Origin of the sequence: Polynucleobacter sp. AM-26B4, assembly GCF_018882285.1 — a bacterium.
Classification (GTDB): domain Bacteria; phylum Pseudomonadota; class Gammaproteobacteria; order Burkholderiales; family Burkholderiaceae; genus Polynucleobacter.
Genome location: NZ_JACVOT010000001.1, coordinates 1,081,152 through 1,100,733 on the forward strand (window position 1 = coordinate 1,081,152; position 19,582 = coordinate 1,100,733).

19 protein-coding genes are annotated in these 19,582 nt (G+C 44.2%); 10 read left to right on the forward strand and 9 right to left on the reverse strand.

Features of this window, described 5'->3' with window-relative positions:
• The first annotated feature begins 61 nt into the window (after positions 1-61).
• From ICE88_RS05515 to ICE88_RS05545, 7 genes are read left to right on the forward strand one after another with little or no spacing between them, the layout of a single operon-like run.
• Positions 62-1,276: a phosphoglycerate kinase gene (locus ICE88_RS05515; RefSeq protein WP_216250297.1), complete on the forward strand. Its 1,215-nt coding sequence runs from the start codon at positions 62-64 to the stop codon at positions 1,274-1,276.
• Positions 1,273-2,706 (forward strand): pyruvate kinase, encoded by a 1,434-nt coding sequence (gene pyk / locus ICE88_RS05520; protein ID WP_216251890.1) that lies wholly within the window; start codon positions 1,273-1,275, stop codon positions 2,704-2,706. The genes ICE88_RS05515 and pyk overlap by 4 nt, the downstream gene beginning before the upstream one ends.
• 22 nt (positions 2,707-2,728) lie before the next feature.
• Positions 2,729-3,793, forward strand: coding sequence for a class II fructose-bisphosphate aldolase (fba, locus tag ICE88_RS05525; protein ID WP_216250300.1), 1,065 nt, complete (start codon positions 2,729-2,731; stop codon positions 3,791-3,793).
• 7 nt (positions 3,794-3,800) lie between these two features.
• A complete protein-coding gene (locus tag ICE88_RS05530; RefSeq protein ID WP_216250302.1) occupies positions 3,801-4,694 on the forward strand; it encodes a phosphoribosylaminoimidazolesuccinocarboxamide synthase in 894 nt (297 codons plus the stop codon).
• 29 nt (positions 4,695-4,723) lie between these two features.
• Positions 4,724-5,221 carry a 5-(carboxyamino)imidazole ribonucleotide mutase gene (gene purE, locus ICE88_RS05535; RefSeq protein ID WP_216250306.1) on the forward strand — a complete coding sequence of 166 codons (498 nt, stop codon included), beginning with the start codon at positions 4,724-4,726 and terminating at the stop codon, positions 5,219-5,221.
• A gap of 3 nt (positions 5,222-5,224) precedes the next feature.
• Positions 5,225-6,403, forward strand: a complete 1,179-nt coding sequence (locus ICE88_RS05540) for a 5-(carboxyamino)imidazole ribonucleotide synthase (protein ID WP_216250309.1) — start codon at positions 5,225-5,227, stop codon at positions 6,401-6,403.
• A 2-nt stretch (positions 6,404-6,405) separates the two neighbouring features.
• The gene (locus ICE88_RS05545) at positions 6,406-7,452 is read left to right on the forward strand and encodes an L-threonylcarbamoyladenylate synthase (RefSeq protein WP_216250312.1); all 1,047 of its coding nucleotides are present in this window, start codon (positions 6,406-6,408) and stop codon (positions 7,450-7,452) included.
• On the opposite strand, the gene dacB is transcribed toward ICE88_RS05545, so the two are convergent.
• Genes dacB through ICE88_RS05565 form a run of 4 tightly spaced genes read right to left on the reverse strand, consistent with a single transcriptional unit; the run spans position 7,432 to position 12,089 of the window.
• Positions 7,432-8,994: a D-alanyl-D-alanine carboxypeptidase/D-alanyl-D-alanine-endopeptidase gene (gene dacB / locus ICE88_RS05550; protein ID WP_216250316.1), complete on the reverse strand. Its 1,563-nt coding sequence runs from the start codon at positions 8,992-8,994 to the stop codon at positions 7,432-7,434. The two genes, ICE88_RS05545 and dacB, sit on opposite strands and share 21 nt — an antisense overlap.
• Before the next feature lie 47 nt (positions 8,995-9,041).
• Positions 9,042-10,619, reverse strand: a complete 1,578-nt coding sequence (locus ICE88_RS05555; protein WP_216250320.1) for a hybrid sensor histidine kinase/response regulator — start codon at positions 10,617-10,619, stop codon at positions 9,042-9,044.
• Positions 10,612-11,235 carry a response regulator transcription factor gene (locus ICE88_RS05560; protein WP_216250323.1) on the reverse strand — a complete coding sequence of 208 codons (624 nt, stop codon included), beginning with the start codon at positions 11,233-11,235 and terminating at the stop codon, positions 10,612-10,614. The genes ICE88_RS05555 and ICE88_RS05560 overlap by 8 nt, the downstream gene beginning before the upstream one ends.
• 5 nt (positions 11,236-11,240) lie before the next feature.
• Entirely contained in the window at positions 11,241-12,089 is an 849-nt protein-coding gene (locus tag ICE88_RS05565) for an EAL domain-containing protein (protein WP_216250325.1), read from the reverse strand.
• A gap of 282 nt (positions 12,090-12,371) precedes the next feature.
• On the opposite strand from ICE88_RS05565, the gene groES reads away from it, so the two are divergent.
• A complete protein-coding gene (groES, locus tag ICE88_RS05570; protein WP_089514718.1) occupies positions 12,372-12,662 on the forward strand; it encodes a co-chaperone GroES in 291 nt (96 codons plus the stop codon).
• Positions 12,663-12,691: 29 nt separating this feature from the next.
• Positions 12,692-14,341: a chaperonin GroEL gene (groL, locus tag ICE88_RS05575; RefSeq protein ID WP_215290325.1), complete on the forward strand. Its 1,650-nt coding sequence runs from the start codon at positions 12,692-12,694 to the stop codon at positions 14,339-14,341.
• Between the two features lie 78 nt (positions 14,342-14,419).
• Here groL and ICE88_RS05580 read toward each other — a convergent pair whose 3' ends face one another.
• From ICE88_RS05580 to ICE88_RS05595, 4 genes are all read right to left on the reverse strand, one after another.
• Positions 14,420-14,593, reverse strand: a complete 174-nt coding sequence (locus ICE88_RS05580; protein ID WP_216250328.1) for a hypothetical protein — start codon at positions 14,591-14,593, stop codon at positions 14,420-14,422.
• Between the two features lie 114 nt (positions 14,594-14,707).
• Entirely contained in the window at positions 14,708-16,150 is a 1,443-nt protein-coding gene (locus tag ICE88_RS05585) for an NAD(P)(+) transhydrogenase (Re/Si-specific) subunit beta (RefSeq protein WP_216250332.1), read from the reverse strand.
• Positions 16,147-16,461, reverse strand: a complete 315-nt coding sequence (locus ICE88_RS05590) for an NAD(P) transhydrogenase subunit alpha (protein ID WP_089514715.1) — start codon at positions 16,459-16,461, stop codon at positions 16,147-16,149. The genes ICE88_RS05585 and ICE88_RS05590 overlap by 4 nt, the downstream gene beginning before the upstream one ends.
• Before the next feature lie 22 nt (positions 16,462-16,483).
• Positions 16,484-17,617, reverse strand: a complete 1,134-nt coding sequence (locus ICE88_RS05595) for a Re/Si-specific NAD(P)(+) transhydrogenase subunit alpha (protein WP_216250335.1) — start codon at positions 17,615-17,617, stop codon at positions 16,484-16,486.
• 218 nt (positions 17,618-17,835) lie between these two features.
• Between ICE88_RS05595 and mnmA the strand changes: the two genes are divergently transcribed.
• Positions 17,836-18,885, forward strand: coding sequence for a tRNA 2-thiouridine(34) synthase MnmA (gene mnmA, locus ICE88_RS05600; RefSeq protein ID WP_370624453.1), 1,050 nt, complete (start codon positions 17,836-17,838; stop codon positions 18,883-18,885).
• Positions 18,886-18,913: 28 nt separating this feature from the next.
• Here the strand turns inward: mnmA and ICE88_RS05605 are convergent, their stop codons facing one another.
• Positions 18,914-19,525, reverse strand: coding sequence for a glutathione S-transferase N-terminal domain-containing protein (locus tag ICE88_RS05605; protein ID WP_216250344.1), 612 nt, complete (start codon positions 19,523-19,525; stop codon positions 18,914-18,916).
• Between the last annotated feature and the right edge of the window lie 57 nt (positions 19,526-19,582).

The window sequence follows — 19,582 nt, forward strand, 5'->3', positions numbered from 1 at the left end:
CGTCCAATTGAGCTGTAAAAAGGTAAAATCTGACTTTCTTGTCTTTTGTCGAAAATTCGCTATGCCAGGCACATCAAAACTTCAATTTAATCGCCTTTCAACCTTGGCCGCCAATGGCCAGCTAAAAGGTAAGCGAGTCTTCATCAGAGCTGATTTGAACGTTCCACAAGATGAGGCAGGCAACATCACTGAAGACACTCGCATCAGAGCATCCATTCCAGCCATCAAGTTGGCATTGGATGCAGGTGCAGCTGTGATGGTGACATCTCACTTGGGTCGCCCAACTGAGGGTGAGTTCAGACCTGAGGATACTTTGGCACCAGTTGCCGACAGAATTGCAGAACTCATGGAGCGCAAAGTTCCATTGATCAGTCACTGGGTTGAGGGTGGCTTTGAAATACAGCCTGGCGACTTGGTGCTTTTAGAGAATTGCCGTCTTAACAAGGGCGAAAAGAAAAACAATGATGAGTTAGCTCAAAAAATGGCTAGCTTGTGTGACGTTTATGTGAATGACGCATTTGGTACAGCGCATCGTGCTGAGGCAACAACTCATGGCATGGCTAAATTTGCACCAGTTGCTTGTGCGGGTCCTTTGATGGCCGCTGAATTAGATGCATTGGGTAAAGCATTGACTGATCCAAAGCGTCCATTGGTGGCGATTGTTGCAGGATCAAAAGTTTCAACAAAATTAACGATTCTTAAATCATTGGCAGAAAAAGTTGATCAATTGATTGTGGGCGGCGGTATCGCAAACACTTTCATGTTGGCAGCAGGCTTGCCGATCGGTAGGTCTTTGGCTGAACCAGATTTGGTGAGCGAAGCAAAAGCAATCATTGATTTGATGGCCAAGCGTGGTGCGAGTGTGCCGATTCCTGTGGATGTGGTGGTTGCGAATGAATTGTCACCATTGGCGCGTGCGAATAGAGTGGCATCAACCGATGTTCAGCCTGATGACATGATTTTGGATGTAGGGCCAAAAACATCAGCTGAACTGACAAGCATCATTGCACACGCAGGAACAGTTGTTTGGAACGGCCCGATCGGTGTTTTTGAAATTGATCAATTTGGCGGTGGCACGAAGATGTTGGCCGCTGCAATTGCTCACTCTCCAGCATTCTCAATCGCTGGTGGTGGTGATACTTTGGCAGCGATTGCCAAGTACGGTATTGAGAAACAAGTTGATTACATTTCTACTGGTGGAGGCGCTTTCTTGGAATTCCTAGAAGGTAAAACCTTGCCAGCCTTTGCTATCTTGTCAGAAAGAGCGGATAAATAATGCGTGCAACAAAAATTGTTGCGACCCTAGGTCCAGCATCAAGCAGTGCTGAAGTTTTAAAAAAATTAATGGAAGCGGGTGTTGATGTTGTCCGCTTGAATTTTTCACACGGTACAGCAGCAGATCACCAAGCCAGAGCTCAGCTTGTTAGAGAAGTTTCTAAAGCGGCCGGTCGTGAAGTTGCCATCATGGCAGATTTACAAGGTCCAAAAATCCGCGTCGGCAAATTTGAAAATAACAAAATTATTTTGAAAGCTGGCGAAAAGTTCACTTTGGATGCCAACTGCACTTTAGGTGATCAAACAAAAGTAGGTCTTGATTATAAAAACTTGCCCAATGATGTGAAGGTTGGCGATAAGTTATTGCTGAACGACGGCTTATTGGTGATTCGAGTTGAGGGTGTTGAGGGTTCTTGCATTCACACGATTGTTGAATTGGGCGGTGAGCTTTCAAATAACAAAGGCATCAATCGTGCAGGTGGTGGTTTGACTGCACCTGCATTGACGGATAAAGACAAAGAAGATTTAAAAACAGCAGTGGCATTGGGCGCCGATTACATTGCGATCAGTTTCCCCAAAAATGCTGAAGACATGAAAATTGCTCGTGGCTTGGCTGATGCTGCCAGCAAAGAGTTTGGTCATAAAACAAAACTCATTGCAAAGATTGAGCGTGCAGAAGCAGTGATGCCTGGTGTATTGGAAGAAATTCTTGAGGTCAGTGACGGCATCATGGTGGCTCGTGGCGACTTGGCTGTGGAGGTTGGGAATGCGACTGTTCCGGCGCTGCAAAAACGAATGATTCGTTTGGCTCGTGAAGCGAACAAAGTGGTGATCACTGCGACTCAAATGATGGAGTCAATGATTGTTAATCCGGTGCCAACCAGAGCTGAGGTCAGCGATGTGGCCAATGCAGTTCTTGATGGCACAGACGCTGTGATGTTATCGGCCGAGACTGCATCGGGTCAGTATCCAATTGAAACTGTTTTACAAATGGCAGCTATTTGCCTTGAGGCTGAAAAAACCGAAGTGCATCATTTGGATGCTGATTTCTTTGATCAAAAGTTCACGCGCATTGATCAATCAATTGCTTTCGGTGCTTTATTCACCGCCTATCACTTGGGTGTCAAAGCAATTGCTGCATTGACTGATTCTGGCTCAACTGCTTTATGGATGAGCCGCCATAAGATCCAGGTTCCTATCTTTGCACTCACAACAAAAATCGCTAGTCAGAGATCAATGGCACTTTACAGAAACGTGCACCCTTTGCATTTGGATACCAGCAATGACAGGGACACTGCTTTAGGGCAGGCAGAGGCAAGAATTAAAAAATTAGGCGTTGTGGCTTCTGGTGACACCATCGTATTGACGGTGGGTGAGCCAATGGGCCAAGTTGGCGGAACCAACACGCTCAAGATTGTGAATGTTAAATAAATTTTAATTTAAGGAAATAGCAATGGCTCTTGTATCTTTGCGCCAATTATTGGACCACGCTGCTGAGAATGCTTATGGACTGCCAGCATTCAATGTGAATAATCTTGAACAGGTACAAGCCATCATGGCTGCTGCCGATGAAGTCAATGCACCAGTCATCATGCAAGCTTCTGCTGGCGCACGTAAATATGCTGGAGAAGCATTTTTACGTCATTTGATTGATGCGGCTGTTGAGGCTTATCCGCATATTCCAGTGGTGATGCATCAAGACCACGGTCAAAGCCCAGCCGTTTGTATGGCAGCGATTCGTTCAGGTTTCACATCTGTGATGATGGATGGTTCTTTGATGGCTGATGGTAAGTCAGTTGCCTCATACGAGTACAACGTCGCTGTGTCTCAAGAGGTGGTGAAGTTTGCGCATTCGATTGGTGTAACTGTTGAAGCTGAGTTGGGTGTTTTAGGTTCTTTAGAAACCATGATGGGTGATAAAGAAGACGGTCACGGCGCAGAAGGTGCTATGACTCGTGAACAGTTATTGACCGATGTTGAGCAAGCGGCTGATTTTGTGAAGCAAACTCAATGTGATGCCTTGGCGATTGCGATTGGTACGAGCCATGGCGCTTATAAGTTCACCAAAAAACCAACGGGTGATATTTTGGCGATTGATCGCATCAAAGAAATCAATCAACGTATTCCAAACACACACCTTGTGATGCATGGTTCTTCCAGCGTACCTCAAGAGTTGCTCGCAATCATCCGTGAGTTTGGTGGCGACATGAAAGAAACTTACGGTGTGCCTGTTGAAGAGATTCAGCAAGGTATCAAGCACGGCGTTAGAAAAATCAATATCGACACAGATATTCGTTTGGCAATGACTGCTGCTATTCGTAAATATTTATTTGAGAACCCAGGCAAGTTTGATCCACGCGATTATTTGAAGCCAGCACGTGAAGCTGCCAAAGAGATTTGTAAAGCGCGTTATTTAGCGTTTGGTTGCGAAGGCCAAGCTGGCAAGATCAAATCAATTCCTTTGGAACAAATGGCTGAGCGTTACAAAAGCGGTCAATTAGCTCAATTAGTTAAATAAGGTATTCATGCAAGCTCTTTACGAATCTTCAATCAAGTCATTGCCATTAATCTCAAAAGGCAAGGTAAGAGATATTTACGCCATTGGTGATGATCAACTGTTGATGGTGACTACTGATCGTTTATCAGCATTTGATGTTGTCATGGGTGAACCTATTCCTGGCAAAGGCATTGTTCTTAATGAGATGGCTAATTTTTGGTTTGGTAAGTTAAGCCATGTGATTCCTAATCATTTGACGGGTATTGACCCATGCTCAGTGGTGGCGGCTGATGAGGTAAATCAAGTCAAAGGTCGAGCCATCGTGACGAAGCGTTTAAAACCAATCATGGTTGAAGCGGTGGTGCGCGGCTATTTATCTGGTAGTGGTTGGAAGGATTATCAAGACACTGGCGCTATCTGCGGCATCAAATTGCCAGTAGGCCTTAAAAATGCACAACAGTTGCCTGAGCCGATTTTCACACCAGCCGCAAAAGCGGATGTTGGTGAGCATGATGAAAATATTTCTTATGCAGAAGTTGAAAAACGCATTGGTCAAGAATTAGCTGCAAAAATCAAAGAAGTGAGTATTCGTTTATACAAAGAAGCTTCTATTTATGCTGCAAGTAAAGGCATCATCATTGCTGATACGAAATTTGAATTTGGTTTAGATGAAAATAATACATTGGTATTGATGGATGAAGTGTTAACTGCTGACTCGTCTCGTTTTTGGCCAGCAGCTTCATATCAAGTGGGATCTAATCCTCCATCATTTGATAAACAGTTTGTGCGTGATTGGTTGGAGTCTGCAAGAATCAATGGTCAACCATGGAATAAGTCTGCACCTGCACCAAAGTTACCTGATGATGTGATTGAAAAAACAGCGGCTAAATACCGTGAAGCTTTAGCAACACTGACTGCTTAATTGCTCGCTAAAAGCACAAAGGAAAAAAGATGAGTCAAAAACCAATTGTTGGAATCTTGATGGGTTCAAATTCTGATTGGGACACCATGCAGAACGCAGCTCAAACTCTCACTGATTTCGGAGTTGCATACGAAGCCAAGGTGGTTTCTGCGCACCGCATGCCTGATGATATGTTTGCTTATGCTGAAACTGCAGCAGAGCGCGGTATCAAGGCAATCATTGCTGGCGCTGGTGGTGCTGCACATTTGCCAGGTATGTTGGCAGCAAAAACAATTGTTCCTGTTTTCGGCGTGCCGGTTGCCTCAAAGCATTTGAGTGGTGAAGATTCACTTTTATCCATTGTGCAAATGCCTAAAGGTATTCCTGTGGCAACTTTTGCTATTGGTGATGCCGGTGCAGCTAATGCTGCTTTGCATGTGATTGCTAATCTTGCAGTAAACGACCCTGCTCTGGCTAAAAAGTTAGAGGTGTTCCGAGGTGCTCAAACTGAAAAAGCAAGAGCCATGAACTTACCAGGACATTCTTGATTTATGGCAGATCGTCAAAACCCAATTTTGCCGGGATCTTACCTAGGGATTCTTGGGGGTGGTCAATTGGGGCGCATGTTCACTCATGCTGCTCAAGCCATGGGATACAAAGTATGCGTATTGGACCATGATGCACAGAGTCCTGCCGGAATCGTTGCAGATAAACATATTCAAGCAAGTTATACCGACAGCGCTGCTTTAAAAGAGATGGCAGCTATCTGTCAGGCAGCCAGCACTGAATTTGAAAATGTTCCTGCTACGGCACTTGATGAGCTAGAGTCTTTGGGTGTATTTGTTGCCCCAAGAAGTGCTGGTGTATCTATTGCACAAGACCGTGTTGCTGAAAAGAAGTTTTTAGCAACGTGGCAAAAAGAAGCTGGTATCGGCCCGGCACCTTATCAAGTCATTGAAAAGCAAAGCGACGCTGAAGCAGTTTCTGCTGATTTATTTCCAGGTATTCTAAAAACTGCTCGAATGGGCTATGACGGTAAAGGTCAGGTGACAGTTCATGATCGTGATGAACTTGTGAAGGCCTGGAATGGGTTTAACCAAGTTGTGTGTGTTTTAGAAAAACGCATGGATTTGGCCTTTGAAGTATCAGCATTGGTGGTGCGTGGTCATGATGATGAAGTTGTTGCATATCCAATTGCACAAAATATTCACAAGAATGGCATTTTGCACACAACAACCGTGCCGGCACCATCGATCAATTCAGCTCAAGAAACAAAAATCGTCGATGCCGCCAAAGAAATCATCCGTCGTTTAGATTACGTGGGTGTCTTGTGTGTTGAGTTCTTTGTTCTCAAAAATGGAGATGTGGTTGCCAATGAGATTGCTCCACGCCCACATAATTCTGGGCATTACACACAGAATGCCTGTTTAAGCAGTCAATTTGAGCAGCAGGTTAGAGCGATGGCCCGTTTACCTTTGGGTAGCGCAGAGTTGATTGGCCCAAGCATCATGCTCAATATTCTGGGTGATGAGTGGTTGGTCTCTGGAAAACAAGAAGAGCCTTCATGGGAAAAAATTCTGAAAGCTCCTTCTGCAAAGCTACATCTTTACGGCAAGGCTGAGCCTCGCGTGGGTCGCAAAATGGGACACATTAATTTTGTAGGCAAAACCTCATCTGCTGTTGAGTTGGTTTGCCAAGAGGCTATACGAGTCCTAAAAATAGCGCGCTGATCATGCCTGATTCAATTCAAAGGGCGATAGACGTTCTTAAGGCTGGTGGTTTGGTGGGTATGCCCACCGAAACGGTTTATGGTCTAGCAGCTGACGCAAGCAATGTATCAGCTATCAATAAAATATTTTCTAGTAAAGGTCGCCCCTCTGGTCACCCTTTGATTGTGCATATTGCACAGCCTGACATTGGCTTGAGTAATGATCAACAGGCTATGTCGAATGCGTGGCGAGAAATCCTCAGCCAATGGTCAAGAGATGTTTCGCCAGAGGCTTTGATTTTGGCTCAAGCATTTTGGCCGGGCCCTTTGACCATGATTCTTCCAAAAGCGAAAAATGTTTTATTGGAAGTGACAGGCGGACAAGAAACCGTTGGAATTCGTTGTCCCAAGCATCCTGTAGCGCAGAATTTATTAAAAGAGTTCGGCGGTGGTTTAGCGGCACCTTCTGCCAATCGTTTTGGCAGAATTTCTCCAACAACTGCAGAGCATGTGCGTGAAGAGTTTCCAGGTGATGAGGTATTGGTGCTTGATGGCGGTCCCTGTGATGTGGGTATTGAATCTACCATTGTTGATCTGACTCGCCTTGATACTCATGGTGCTGTTATTTTGAGGCCAGGGGCCATCACGCAGGCAATGATTGATGGTGTTGTTGGAAAGACTGAATTTACAAAACAAAATACGAGTGCATCGGCACCTAGGGTATCTGGTAGTTTGAGTGCGCACTATGCGCCGAAGACAAAATTAGTTTTATATGATGCCAAAGATGCTGAGTCAGTATTGGCTCAAGTGAATAACTCTGATTTAGAGAATGTTGCCTGGGTGCATTTCGCAAAAGATTTGTCTGCTAAAGATCTTGGTTTAAAGAATGTGGCAAAGGAAGTGCTCTTGCCTCTTGAATCAAATGCAGTGGGTCGAGAGCTCTATGCTTTGCTAAGACACTTGGATGCCCTGAACGTGAATTGCATCTTCTTTGAACAGCTACCTGATGGTGTTGAGTGGGACGCTATCAGAGATAGATTGGGGCGTGCCTCAGTTGGCTCTGGTATGTAATTGTTGCGGACCATCATCAAGAAGCCAAGTCATTAATGCATCATGAATGCCTCGACCAGAGCCAGCATTGCGATGATTGATGAAAGAAGAAATCGCATATACCTGGCCGCTTTTACTCACGACATAGCCTGAAATGCTTCTCACATCAGCCAAGGACCCGGTTTTAATATAAGCACCATATTTTTTGATGGGCTTGGGGAACTGAGATATGTTGTTTTCAAAAGCTTGCACATCGCCTTTTCTGGGGATGTATTGACGAAGTTTATCCATCAAGCGATGTTTCATAGTTCCATCCACGCCTGCAATTGGAAGTGATTCAGTGAAGTACTCTCTTGTTGAAGAATTCAGGCCAAGCAGTAATACTTGATTGAGGTGTTTGGAGCTGATTCTCTCGATGCGAGATAGGCCAGAACCATTCTCAATGACCAGCTCAGGCATGTCTAATTGATATTTCTTGAGCCACGACTTAACCACCATATTGCCGTTGTTGGTATTTCCGGGAGCACCATTTTTTTCTAATGCCAATGTGAGTAAAACTTGTCTGGCCATCACGTTATTTGAAAGCTTATTGATATCTTTGACTGATTCATACAAGGGTATGCCAAAGTGCGTGACGACTGGCCTGAAAGAATCGGTTAGCTGACCATTTTTAATCACCGGCTTCTTGCCCCATGTGCCGCCAAGATCTTCCCATGCTGCAATCAAGCTCTGCGACAAAAATTGATCGGTATCGGACGCAACAATATTCCAATTGGCAGTAGAACAAGCGCTGGGGTAGTCACCGCTAAAACTGGCAATCCATGCCGAGTTTTTCTCTGTTTTCAGAGTCATCGTGATGCCGTCTCGCCAATTAGTACAAGGGCCATCCACCACTGTCAAATTATTATCAATTGATAAATTTGCCATTCGAGGTGTTTGCTTGATCACAACCAATCGATTTTCAAGATTTGGAAAGAACTGAAAACTGAAACTATTAAAGGCAAATAAAAGAGCATCAGGCGCCACGCTATAAGCGCGAGTAGGTTCGCCATCAAAAAAAGATGATTCTTTGACAGATTTATCGTAAGCGCTTCGGTCAAAGATTAAATCTCCATGGATATTTTTAACGCCGCTGGCTTTGAGGTTGGCTAAAAGCTTATTCACTTCCTCTGGTATGAGCTTAGGATCACCACTACCTCTGATGAGTAAGTCCCCGCGCAGAGTGCCTTTTGAGATTTGGCCGTTAGTGAATAGATCTGTTTTCCATCTGTACTCAGGTCCTAGCATTTCCATGGCAGCCAAGCTTGTGACAAGCTTCATCGTGGATGCTGGATTCATGCCAACATTTTCCTGCCAATGAATCACATCATGGGAATTAAAGGTCGCATGGCCTTGTTGGCTGGTGATTTTTGAGACAGATATTGCAATTGCTTCTTTTGGTATGGAGCTTTTTTTGATTGCCGATTCAACAGGGGCAGGTAAAGAATCTTTCGCAAATAAGCCAAAGCTTTGCGTGGCTAAAAAAAAGCCTGTCAATATCAATAAATGTCTCTTAAATGGCATCCCTAAATCATATAGCCTAATGCGCACTTATGTATATATGGCTAATACTATGTAACTATCTTTTTTAAGATCGTGTTTGAGCGAGTCAGGGCAATGCATAAGTCATAAAAAAGAGGGCGATGAGGCTGAGGTATTTTGACTTGGAACTGCTCACACAGTTTGACCAGTCTTGGGTCATTGCTTAGCTTGGCACCGCCCAGCAATTTGTGAGCCATGCTTTTTAATTCAATTTCGCTTATTACCCATTTTTGCTTACCAAGACATTGGAGTAAAAGATCCAAGGATTTTTCTTGGTATATCAGGATCTCGCTGGCAATGACCTTAAGCATGGAATGTGACGCATCCGCAGGGTCTTTGAATGTTATTAAATATGTATTTTCAAGAGTCAATTCTTGTTGCCAGTCTTTCAGAGATGCTGGCTTGATCAAAACAGAATCAAACACATTGTTAGGATTTAGTAATCTATGAGCGCCATCAGTGTGCGCGGTGATGCCAAATATTTTGATTTTTGAACCATAGTGCTGATGAGCAGAAATCGCTAACTGATCCCCATCGATGATGGGCATGGTCAAGTCTGTGACCAAAATATCAAAAGAAGACTCACTAATTTTTTGTATGGCCTCCTGACTGCACGCGCTTGAGTGAACGCAATATCCCATCTCTTTGAATTGAGCCTCTGTGATGAATCTGCTTGGAGCATGATCGTCCACAATCATCACGCTTTCATGATGAGTGATGATTGGTGGAACTTTCTCATGAGCAGTGTTGATTCTTGTGTATTTAGGTTGCTCTATGGATCTTTTAAAAGAAAGCGTGAAGCTCACTGATGTGCCAAGCCCCTCTTCAGAATCAATCTCTATTTTGCCGCCCATCATCGCAATGAGCTGCTTTGCAATGGTCAAACCAAGCCCTGTACTTGACTGTGAATATTCTGTATCAATGTGTTCATATTGTTCGTAGGGTTGGAATATTCTTGCTATATGAGCTGGCGGTATCCCTTTGCCATTATCAGAAACCTCAAAATAGATGATTTGAGCGAAATGATCATTTGCAAGGGTTCGAGTTGTGATTTGAACTTTTTTATCTGGGCTGAACTTGATGGCATTGCTGATCAAGTTATGTAATACCTGGCCCAATCTCGTCCCATCAGCAATCAAGCTTTCTGCTATTTCTGGGCAGATGTGACACTGGACTGAAGTGTTATTTTTTTGAGCAAGTGTGCTGAATGTTCGGTTGATGTTTTTAATCAGATTCCCTAAGTTACAGGCCTCTGTTTTGAGTGTCATTTTTCCAGCATCAATTTTAGATAAATCCAGTAATTGATTTAAGACCTCCAACATTGACTCTGCTGAAGCATGAGCACTCTCTAAAATAGTCTTTTCGGAATGGTCGAGTTGACTATTGCGTAAAAGCTTTTCTTGGATGCTGAGTATGGCGCTGATAGGTGTTCTTATTTCATGGCTGATAGTTGAGATCGCCTGGTTCTTTGTTTCTTGAAATGCACTTAGATTTTGTTGGTTTTTATGGGCGAGATTCGACCAATGCTTATTTCTAATCAGTAAGTACAGACTGAGTAAGCAAGTGCAAATGAAAGCAAAGAGGGTGAGCTGATGTTCGTTAAGCATCAGTGATTCGATTGGTTCTACAAAATGTAATTAACTCTGCAATATTGGTCACACCAATTTTTTTATAAACACGTGTCTTGTAGGTCGACACTGTTTTAGTGCTGATGTGAAGAAATTCTGAGATGGCACTGTTGGGGTGCCCATCGGCCAAGTATTTAATGACTTGAAATTCTCTTGGTGAAAATGATGAAATGATCTGTTCATCACTGCTGAATATTTTTGATGAATTGTTGATATGAAAAAATGTATATCCTTGAGATACCGCTAAGCAAGCAGCTAGGATGATGTCTGAGCTGGCTGTTTTGTTGATGAAGCCATGACCACCAATACTTCTGACGCGACTGGCATAGACCTTGGCTTCTAAAGAAGACACGACCAATATTCTGCTCTCTGGGGCAATGATTTTCAAACGGCGAATCACATCAAAGCCATCTACTTTTGGCATATCTATATCCAAAATGATCAAGTCTGTTTCATTTTCTCTAGCGAACTCAAGGCAGCCATCGCCATCGACTGCCTCTCCAATAATTTCAAAATGAACTTGTTGTGCCAGCATGTTTTTAAGTGCCCAGAGCATGGCTGGATGGTCGTCAACCAATAGGACTTTTTTCCTCATCTAACTCACTCCTTTTGTGACTGTTTCTTCAGTAGTTGTTTCATGGCTAATTGTTGTTTAGCTGTTTTACCCAACTTGAGCACTTGGTGAAGAGTCATTTGCGGCATGATGTGTTTACCGTAGTAACAATCAATCGCGTTCTTTTCGGCCACAGTTTTCTCGTGCATGAGTTTGATAGGGCCTGCCACGGATCTAGCATCATTGGCATGAATGAGTGCTTTAAGGGCGATCAATTTCTTTTCACATTGACTTCCTGGGATTGCTTGTCTGATGAGATCACCAGCCAGATGAATGTGAGTGAATCGATGATTGAGCATCAGCTGACATTCTTCATCCTGTCCTGTGAAATTAAGAAGATGAAACAAAATGCCCAGGCGTTGTAATTGAACCAAAGCCTCTTGTAGCGGATTGGCATCTTTTGATTGCCCCAAGTCGCTGATGCCGACATAAATCAGACCAACGGGTAAATAGCACTTCAGAAGTACCTCTTGAAAGTCATTCATCAAGTTTGGATCAGTTAGCCATTCAGCTTTCATGGTCAGCATGATGGCGTGCGGTTTTGTGAAGCTGTGCCAATAATTGGCCGCACGAATACCGTCTTTGACTAAATCAATCACCGTGTCTTTTGAAGCATGCTCTAAGGGCGTGAGGGTGACAAATTCAGTGACGAGGTCTTTAGAGCTCAATACCAGCTCAAAAGATAAATGTTGAGAGCTTGCCCAAGCCTCAAGCTGGCGACTCTCTGGTTGCATCATCACTTCATACAGTTGTCCCTGGTGGAGCTCTTTAACTGCCAAGCTTGGCTTTTTAGTCCAATTTTTAACCAACGAATAGAGCCGAGACTTAGGTTTCATAATTAAATCCAATAAAATCAATAACTTGATGATTTTTAATCACCAATGTTTAAATTGCTCTAGAGAAAAGCTTGTTTGTGAATGCTCAGGGAATCCATTCTTTAAACGGAAAATGTGGTCATGACCCTTGAAAAGCTAGGGTTCCATCCCTATAATTAGCACTCAACCAGTTAGAGTGCTAACAACTTGTTTCAGCTTAGTAGCACTACTTCTGGAAATTATAATTAATTATTTTTACTAACTGTTAAGTAAATACTTACTAACTTTTTTAAAGGAGTCAAAATGAATTTACGCCCTTTACATGATCGCGTGATCATCAAGCGTTTAGACAACGAAACAAAAACAGCTTCAGGTTTAGTGATTCCTGAGACTGCAGCTGAAAAGCCAGATCAAGGCGAGATCCTTGCTGTTGGCACAGGTAAAAAAGATGAGTCAGGCAAGGTTATTCCACTAGATGTGAAGGTGGGCGACCGTGTTTTGTTTGGCAAGTATGCTGGTCAGACAGTAAAAGTTGATGGCGATGAGCTTCTCGTGATGCGCGAAGAAGACATCATGGCAGTCGTTCAGAAGTAATTTAATAAGAGACATCGAAAGGAATTCAAATGGCAGCAAAAGATGTATTTTTCAGTGACAGCGCGCGTACGCGCATGGTCGAAGGCGTTAACATTTTGGCTAACGCAGTTAAAGTAACTTTAGGACCTAAAGGTCGTAACGTGGTTCTAGAGCGTTCATTCGGTGGCCCATTAGTAACTAAAGACGGTGTGTCAGTTGCTAAAGAGATTGAGCTTAAAGACAAGCTACAAAACATGGGTGCACAGATGGTGAAGGAAGTTGCATCGAAGACAGCTGACAACGCTGGTGACGGTACAACAACTGCAACAGTATTGGCTCAGTCAATTGTTCGTGAAGGCATGAAGTATGTAGTTGCTGGTCACAACCCAATGGATTTGAAGCGCGGTATTGATAAAGCAGTGACTGCAGCAATCGCAGAAATCACAAAAATCAGCAAGCCATGCACAACCACAAAAGAAATCGCTCAAGTTGGTTCTATTTCAGCAAACAGCGACTACAGCATTGGTGAGCGTATTGCTGAAGCCATGGAAAAAGTTGGTAAAGAAGGTGTTATCACTGTTGAAGATGGCAAATCATTGGCAGATGAACTAGACGTTGTTGAAGGTATGCAGTTTGACCGCGGTTACCTTTCACCATATTTCATTAGCAACCCAGAAAAGCAAGTAGCTATTCTTGAGAACCCATTCATCTTGTTGTTTGACAAGAAAATCAGCAACATTCGTGACTTGTTGCCAGTATTGGAGCAGGTAGCTAAAGCTGGTCGTCCATTGTTGATCATCGCTGAAGATATCGAAGGCGAAGCGTTGGCAACATTGGTAGTTAACAACATTCGTGGCATCTTGAAGACTTGTGCTGTTAAAGCTCCAGGTTTCGGTGACCGTCGTAAAGCCATGCTTGAAGACATCGCTATTTTGACTGGTGGTCAAGTGATTGCTGAAGAAGTTGGTTTGACACTAGAAAAAGTAACATTACAAGACTTGGGTCAAGCTAAGCGCGTTGAAATCGGTAAAGAAAACACAACCATCATTGATGGCGCAGGCGAAGCTAAGAACATTGAAACTCGCGTTAAGCAAATTCGTGCACAAATCGAAGAGGCTACAAGCGACTACGATCGTGAAAAGCTACAAGAGCGCGTTGCTAAATTGGCAGGCGGTGTTGCAGTTCTACGTGTTGGCGCAGCCACAGAAGTAGAAATGAAAGAGAAGAAGGCTCGTGTTGACGACGCATTGCATGCCACACGTGCTGCTGTTGAAGAAGGTATTGTTCCTGGCGGCGGCGTTGCCTTGGTACGTGCTAAACAAGCCATCATGACTTTGAAGGGCGATAACGCAGATCAAAATGCTGGTATCAGCATTGTGTTGCGCGCCATGGAAGAGCCACTTCGCATCATCGTTTCAAACGCTGGTGACGAGGCAAGTGTTGTTGTGAATAACGTAGCTGCTGGTAAAGGCAACTATGGTTACAACGCAGCATCTGGTGAATATGGTGACATGGTTGAGATGGGTGTAATCGATCCAGCTAAAGTAACTAAGACAGCCTTAGTGAACGCAGCATCTGTTGCTGGTTTGTTGTTGACAACAGACTGCGCAGTAGTTGATTCACCAAAGGATGACGCTCCAGCAATGCCTGATATGGGCGGCGGTATGGGTGGCATGGGTGGTATGGGCGGCATGATGTAATTGAGTCCATACTCAAATAAAAAAGGCGCTTCGGCGCCTTTTTTATTTCCTCTTCATACAACTATCAAACATTGAGAATTAATTAAGAGACTCACTTTGACGGTGTTTATGGCCTCTTGTGGCCAGAGCTTTCTTCCGACTTTTGACTACTTGAGTGGCTTTCTTCTGGCCATATGACTTTGGTGGAACACCTGCCATCAATAATGCTTGGCGTTTAATTTGAGCAAGAGACAAACGTTTTTTGATATTCATGATGCAATCATACTCAATTAACTAGAGCATCATTAAGACGTAATTAGGCCAAACACATACTGTGTAGGCAACAAAAAACCGCCCGTAGGCGGTTCTTTGCGAAGCGATTGAGGATTACTCAACAGCTTTCACCATGTCTTCAATGACCTTCTTCGCATCACCGAAGACCATCATTGTTTTGTCCATGTAGAACAACTCGTTGTCTAGACCAGCATAACCTGAAGCCATAGAACGCTTGTTCACGATCACAGTCTTGGCTTTGTAAGCCTCAAGAATTGGCATACCGAAAATCGGGCTGCCTGGGGTTCTTGCCGCTGGGTTAACAACGTCGTTAGCACCTAGAATCAATACCACATCGGCTTGACCGAATTCACTGTTGATGTCTTCCATTTCGAACACTTGATCGTATGGAACTTCAGCTTCAGCCAAAAGAACGTTCATATGACCAGGCATACGACCAGCCACTGGGTGAATCGCATACTTCACTGTGACACCAGCGTGAGTTAGCTTCTCTGTTAGTTCTTTTAGAGCGTGCTGGGCACGAGCAACTGCAAGACCATAACCTGGAACAATGATGACTGTCTCAGCGTTGGTCATCAAGAATGCTGCATCGTCTGCAGAACCTGATTTAACGTTGCGTTGCTCTTGTGATCCGCCAGCTGCTGCACTACCAGTATCGCCACCGAAACCACCAAGAATCACGTTGAAGAATGAACGGTTCATCGCTTTACACATGATGTAAGACAAGATGGCGCCAGAAGAGCCCACCAATGAACCAGCCACGATCAACATTGAGTTATTCAATGAGAAACCAATACCAGCTGCAGCCCAGCCAGAGTATGAGTTCAACATTGAAACAACCACAGGCATGTCAGCACCACCAATTGGGATGATGATCAAAACACCCAAGATGAAGGCAATCACAACCATCACAACAAAGTAGTTCCAAGCAGGTTCTGCACCAGGAGCGATAGAGAACATCACACCGCAACCCACCATCACAATCGCAAGGATCAGATTGAGCATGTGCTGACCTGGGAAAGTAACAGGCGCACCTTGGAATAAACGGAACTTGTATTTGCCAGATAATTTACCGAAGGCAATCACTGATCCAGAGAAGGTAATTGCGCCAACAAATGTACCGATGAACAATTCAAGACGGTTGCCCAATGGGATTGGTTCACCCACAGCCACGATACCGAAAGCGTGAGGCTCTGCAACTGCAGCCACAGCGATACAAACCGCTGCAAGACCAATCATGCTGTGCATGAATGCTACTAGCTCAGGCATTTTTGTCATTTCAACACGCTTGGCCATGATGGCACCAGCACCGCCACCAATCACAAGACCTGCTAGAACATAAGCCATACCGCCAGCCGCTGATTCTTTAGCAAGCATCATGACCAAGCCAACGGTTGTGATGATGGCAATCGCCATACCTGTCATACCAAATACGTTACCTTTGATAGACGTGGTTGGATGGGATAAACCTTTAAGTGCCTGAATAAAACAAATCGAGGCGACCAAATACAAAAGCGTAACGAGATTTAAGCTCATGCTGTTTCTCCTTTAGCTTTTTTATCTTTTTTCTTAAACATTTCTAGCATGCGTCGTGTTACCAAGAAGCCACCGAACACGTTGACTGCAGCTAGAGCAACAGCAATCGTGCCCATTGATTTACCAAGCGTGCCTTCTGTTAAAGCAGCGGCAAGCATGGCACCAACGATGATGATGGCTGAAATAGCATTCGTCACAGCCATCAAAGGCGTGTGAAGTGCTGGAGTGACGTTCCAAACAACGTGATAGCCAACATAAATGGCTAGCACGAAGATGATGAGGTTATAAATAGTTGGGCTGATCATGTCCATGATTTTTTCCTTGTAATTCTTCTTATGCGTTCTGACGAAGAACTTGACCGTTTTGACACATCAAGCAGGCTGTCACGATGTCATCATCCGTTGGGATGGCCAAAGCAGCTTCCTTGTCAATGATGAGCTTCATGAAGTCTAGAAGATTGCGTGCGTACAGCGCTGAAGCATCTGCTGCAACCATGCTGGCTAAGTTGGTGTAACCAACTAATTTAACGCCATGCTTCACAACCACTTTGTCTGCTTCTGTGAGTGGGCAGTTACCACCGCCATTGTCACCTTTGCCTGCAGCCAAATCGATTACCACTGAACCTGGTTTCATTTGCGCAACAGTTTCTGAGTGCAATAGGGTTGGAGCTTTACGGCCTGGAATCAAAGCTGTTGCGATCACGATATCTGCTTGCTTGGCACGTTCTGCAACCAAGGCTGCTTGACGTTGCATCCAAGAAGCTGGCATTGGACGAGCATAACCACCAACACCTTGAGCGATTTCGCGCTCTTCTTCAGTTTCAAAAGGCACGTCAACAAACTTACCGCCCAATGACTCGATTTGTTCCTTCGCGGCAGGGCGCACGTCTGAAGCTTCAATCACAGCACCCAAACGTTTAGCAGTCGCAATCGCTTGCAAACCAGCAACACCTGCACCCAGAATCAATACGCGAGCAGCTTTCACTGTTCCAGCAGCTGTCATCAACATGGGCATAAAGCGTTGGTATTCATTCGCGGCAACCATCACAGCTTTGTAACCAGCGATGTTGGCTTGTGATGACAAGATGTCCAGGCTTTGAGCTCTGGTCGTTCTTGGGGCAGCTTCAAGCGCAAAGGCAGTGATGCCTTTAGCAGCCATGGCAGCATTGTTAGCGTTATCAAATGGATCAAGCATGCCTAACAGGACAGCGTTTGATTTCATTTGAGCTAATTCATTGGCGTCTGGTGCTCTGACCTTGAGCACAATATCTGCGCCCAATGCATCAGCGGCGGAACCGATACTTGCACCAACTGCTTCATAAGCGGAATCAGGCTGGCTACTTGCGACGCCAGCATTGTTTTGAACTATAACTGTGTGACCTTGACTGATGAATTTCTTCACTGTTTCAGGTGTGGCAGCAACGCGCGTTTCATTCGCCCGCGTCTCTAAGGGCACGCCAATGCGCATGGGTTTCTCCCTGTTATTGTAAAAAGTTTAAGATTACCCTAATTTTCGGGGTTTTCTGATCAAATTGACCCATCATTTTATGTTTTTTTGGTCATTTAGTGTTTTATCCTAACTTTATTGAGTAACTGACTTTGACAATACCTATGACCTTTCCTCCCTTTGACACAGGCTTTTTGGAAGCTGCACCCGTATTACCGCCTGCCACGGTTGTGATTGGGATGTCTGGAGGGGTTGACTCATCAGTGGCTGCTTGGATTTTGAAGCAACAGGGATATCACGTGGTTGGTCTTTTCATGAAGAATTGGGAAGACGATGACAACAGTGAATTCTGTTCTTCACGCCAAGATTGGTTGGATGTTGTCTCTGTGGCTGATTTGATTGGAATAGATGTTGAAGCAGTCAATTTTGCTGCTGAGTACAAAGATCGTGTGTTTGCTGAATTTTTAAAAGAATACTCAGCAGGCAGAACGCCTAATCCAGATGTTCTATGCAATGCAGAAATTAAATTCAAAGCTTTTTTAGATCACGCCATCAGTTTAGGTGCGCAGGCCATTGCAACTGGCCATTACGCAAAAACTGCAAGATGTGATGATGGCGTTCATTTATTGAAAGCCATTGATGACACCAAAGATCAAAGTTATTTTTTATATCGTTTAACTCAACAACAATTGAGTCATGTCATTTTTCCATTGGGCGGCATTAGAAAATCGATGGTCAGAGAAATTGCAGAAATGATTGGTTTGCCCAATGCCAAGAAAAAAGATTCGACAGGTATTTGTTTCATTGGTGAGCGACCTTTTAGAGATTTCTTGAATCGCTATTTACCTAATAAGCCAGGCCCCATCAAAACGGAAGACGGTAAGGTGATTGGCGAGCACATTGGTTTGGCTTTTTATACCCTTGGGCAAAGAAAAGGCATTGGCATGGGGGGGAGCAAGGATGGCAGTGGTGATCCTTGGTTTGTAGCGAAGAAAGACATGGCCAGCAATTCTCTTTACATTGTTCAGGGTCATGAGCACCCATGGTTGTTGAACAAGGTGTTGCACACATCACAAATCAGTTGGACGTTTGATGGTTTGCCTGCAGCAAAGAACTACACCGCCAAAACAAGGTACAGACAATCAGATGCACCTTGCCAATTAACGCAGGTTTCTGCAGACAGTTTCACGCTGGAGTTTGATCAAGCCCAATGGGCTGTCACGCCGGGTCAGTCAGCTGTTTTGTATGACGGTGAACGCTGCTTGGGCGGTGGGATTATCACCAGTTAAAACAATTTAACTGGTGAAACTAAATCACTTATTGTGGTGGCGCCGTGTTTGCAAATGAAGGGCGTGACATCAACTTTTTATAAAGTCGATTTAAATTCGGATAAGACTTTTGCCATTGATTATTTGGAAATCTAAAAATCAAATAATCTAAGGCGCAGCCCACTGAAATATCGGCCAAGCTGATCTGATTGCCAAAGCACCACTCAGACTCACCTAAACCATTAGACATCGCTTTGAGTGATACATCCACTTTATGCAGCTGACGGTCTATCCAGGCTTGGCTTTTTTGCTCATCCGGTCTCCAGGTTGCTTCTAGTCTTGCAAGAACTGAGGCATCCAAAATGCCGTCTGCCAAAGCTTCCCAAGTTTTAACGGCTGCTTTCTCTTTACCAGAGGCTGGGATAAGTTTGTTCACAGGGCTCAAAGTGTCAGCGTATTCAACGATGACGCGTGAGTCAAACATGGCTCCGCCATCATCCATGACCAAACACGGAACTTTTCCAAGTGGATTGGCTTGCATGATTTTGGTGTCTTGGCTCCAAACATTCTCTTGAATGAGTGGAACTTCAATTTTCTTTTCCGCAAAAACAATCCTTGCTTTGCGCACGTAGGGGCTGGTGAGTGATCCAATTAATTTCATGGCATTAGTATAGCTATTTAGGCTTATTTCTTCAGAAAGACTAAAATCATGTTTTCG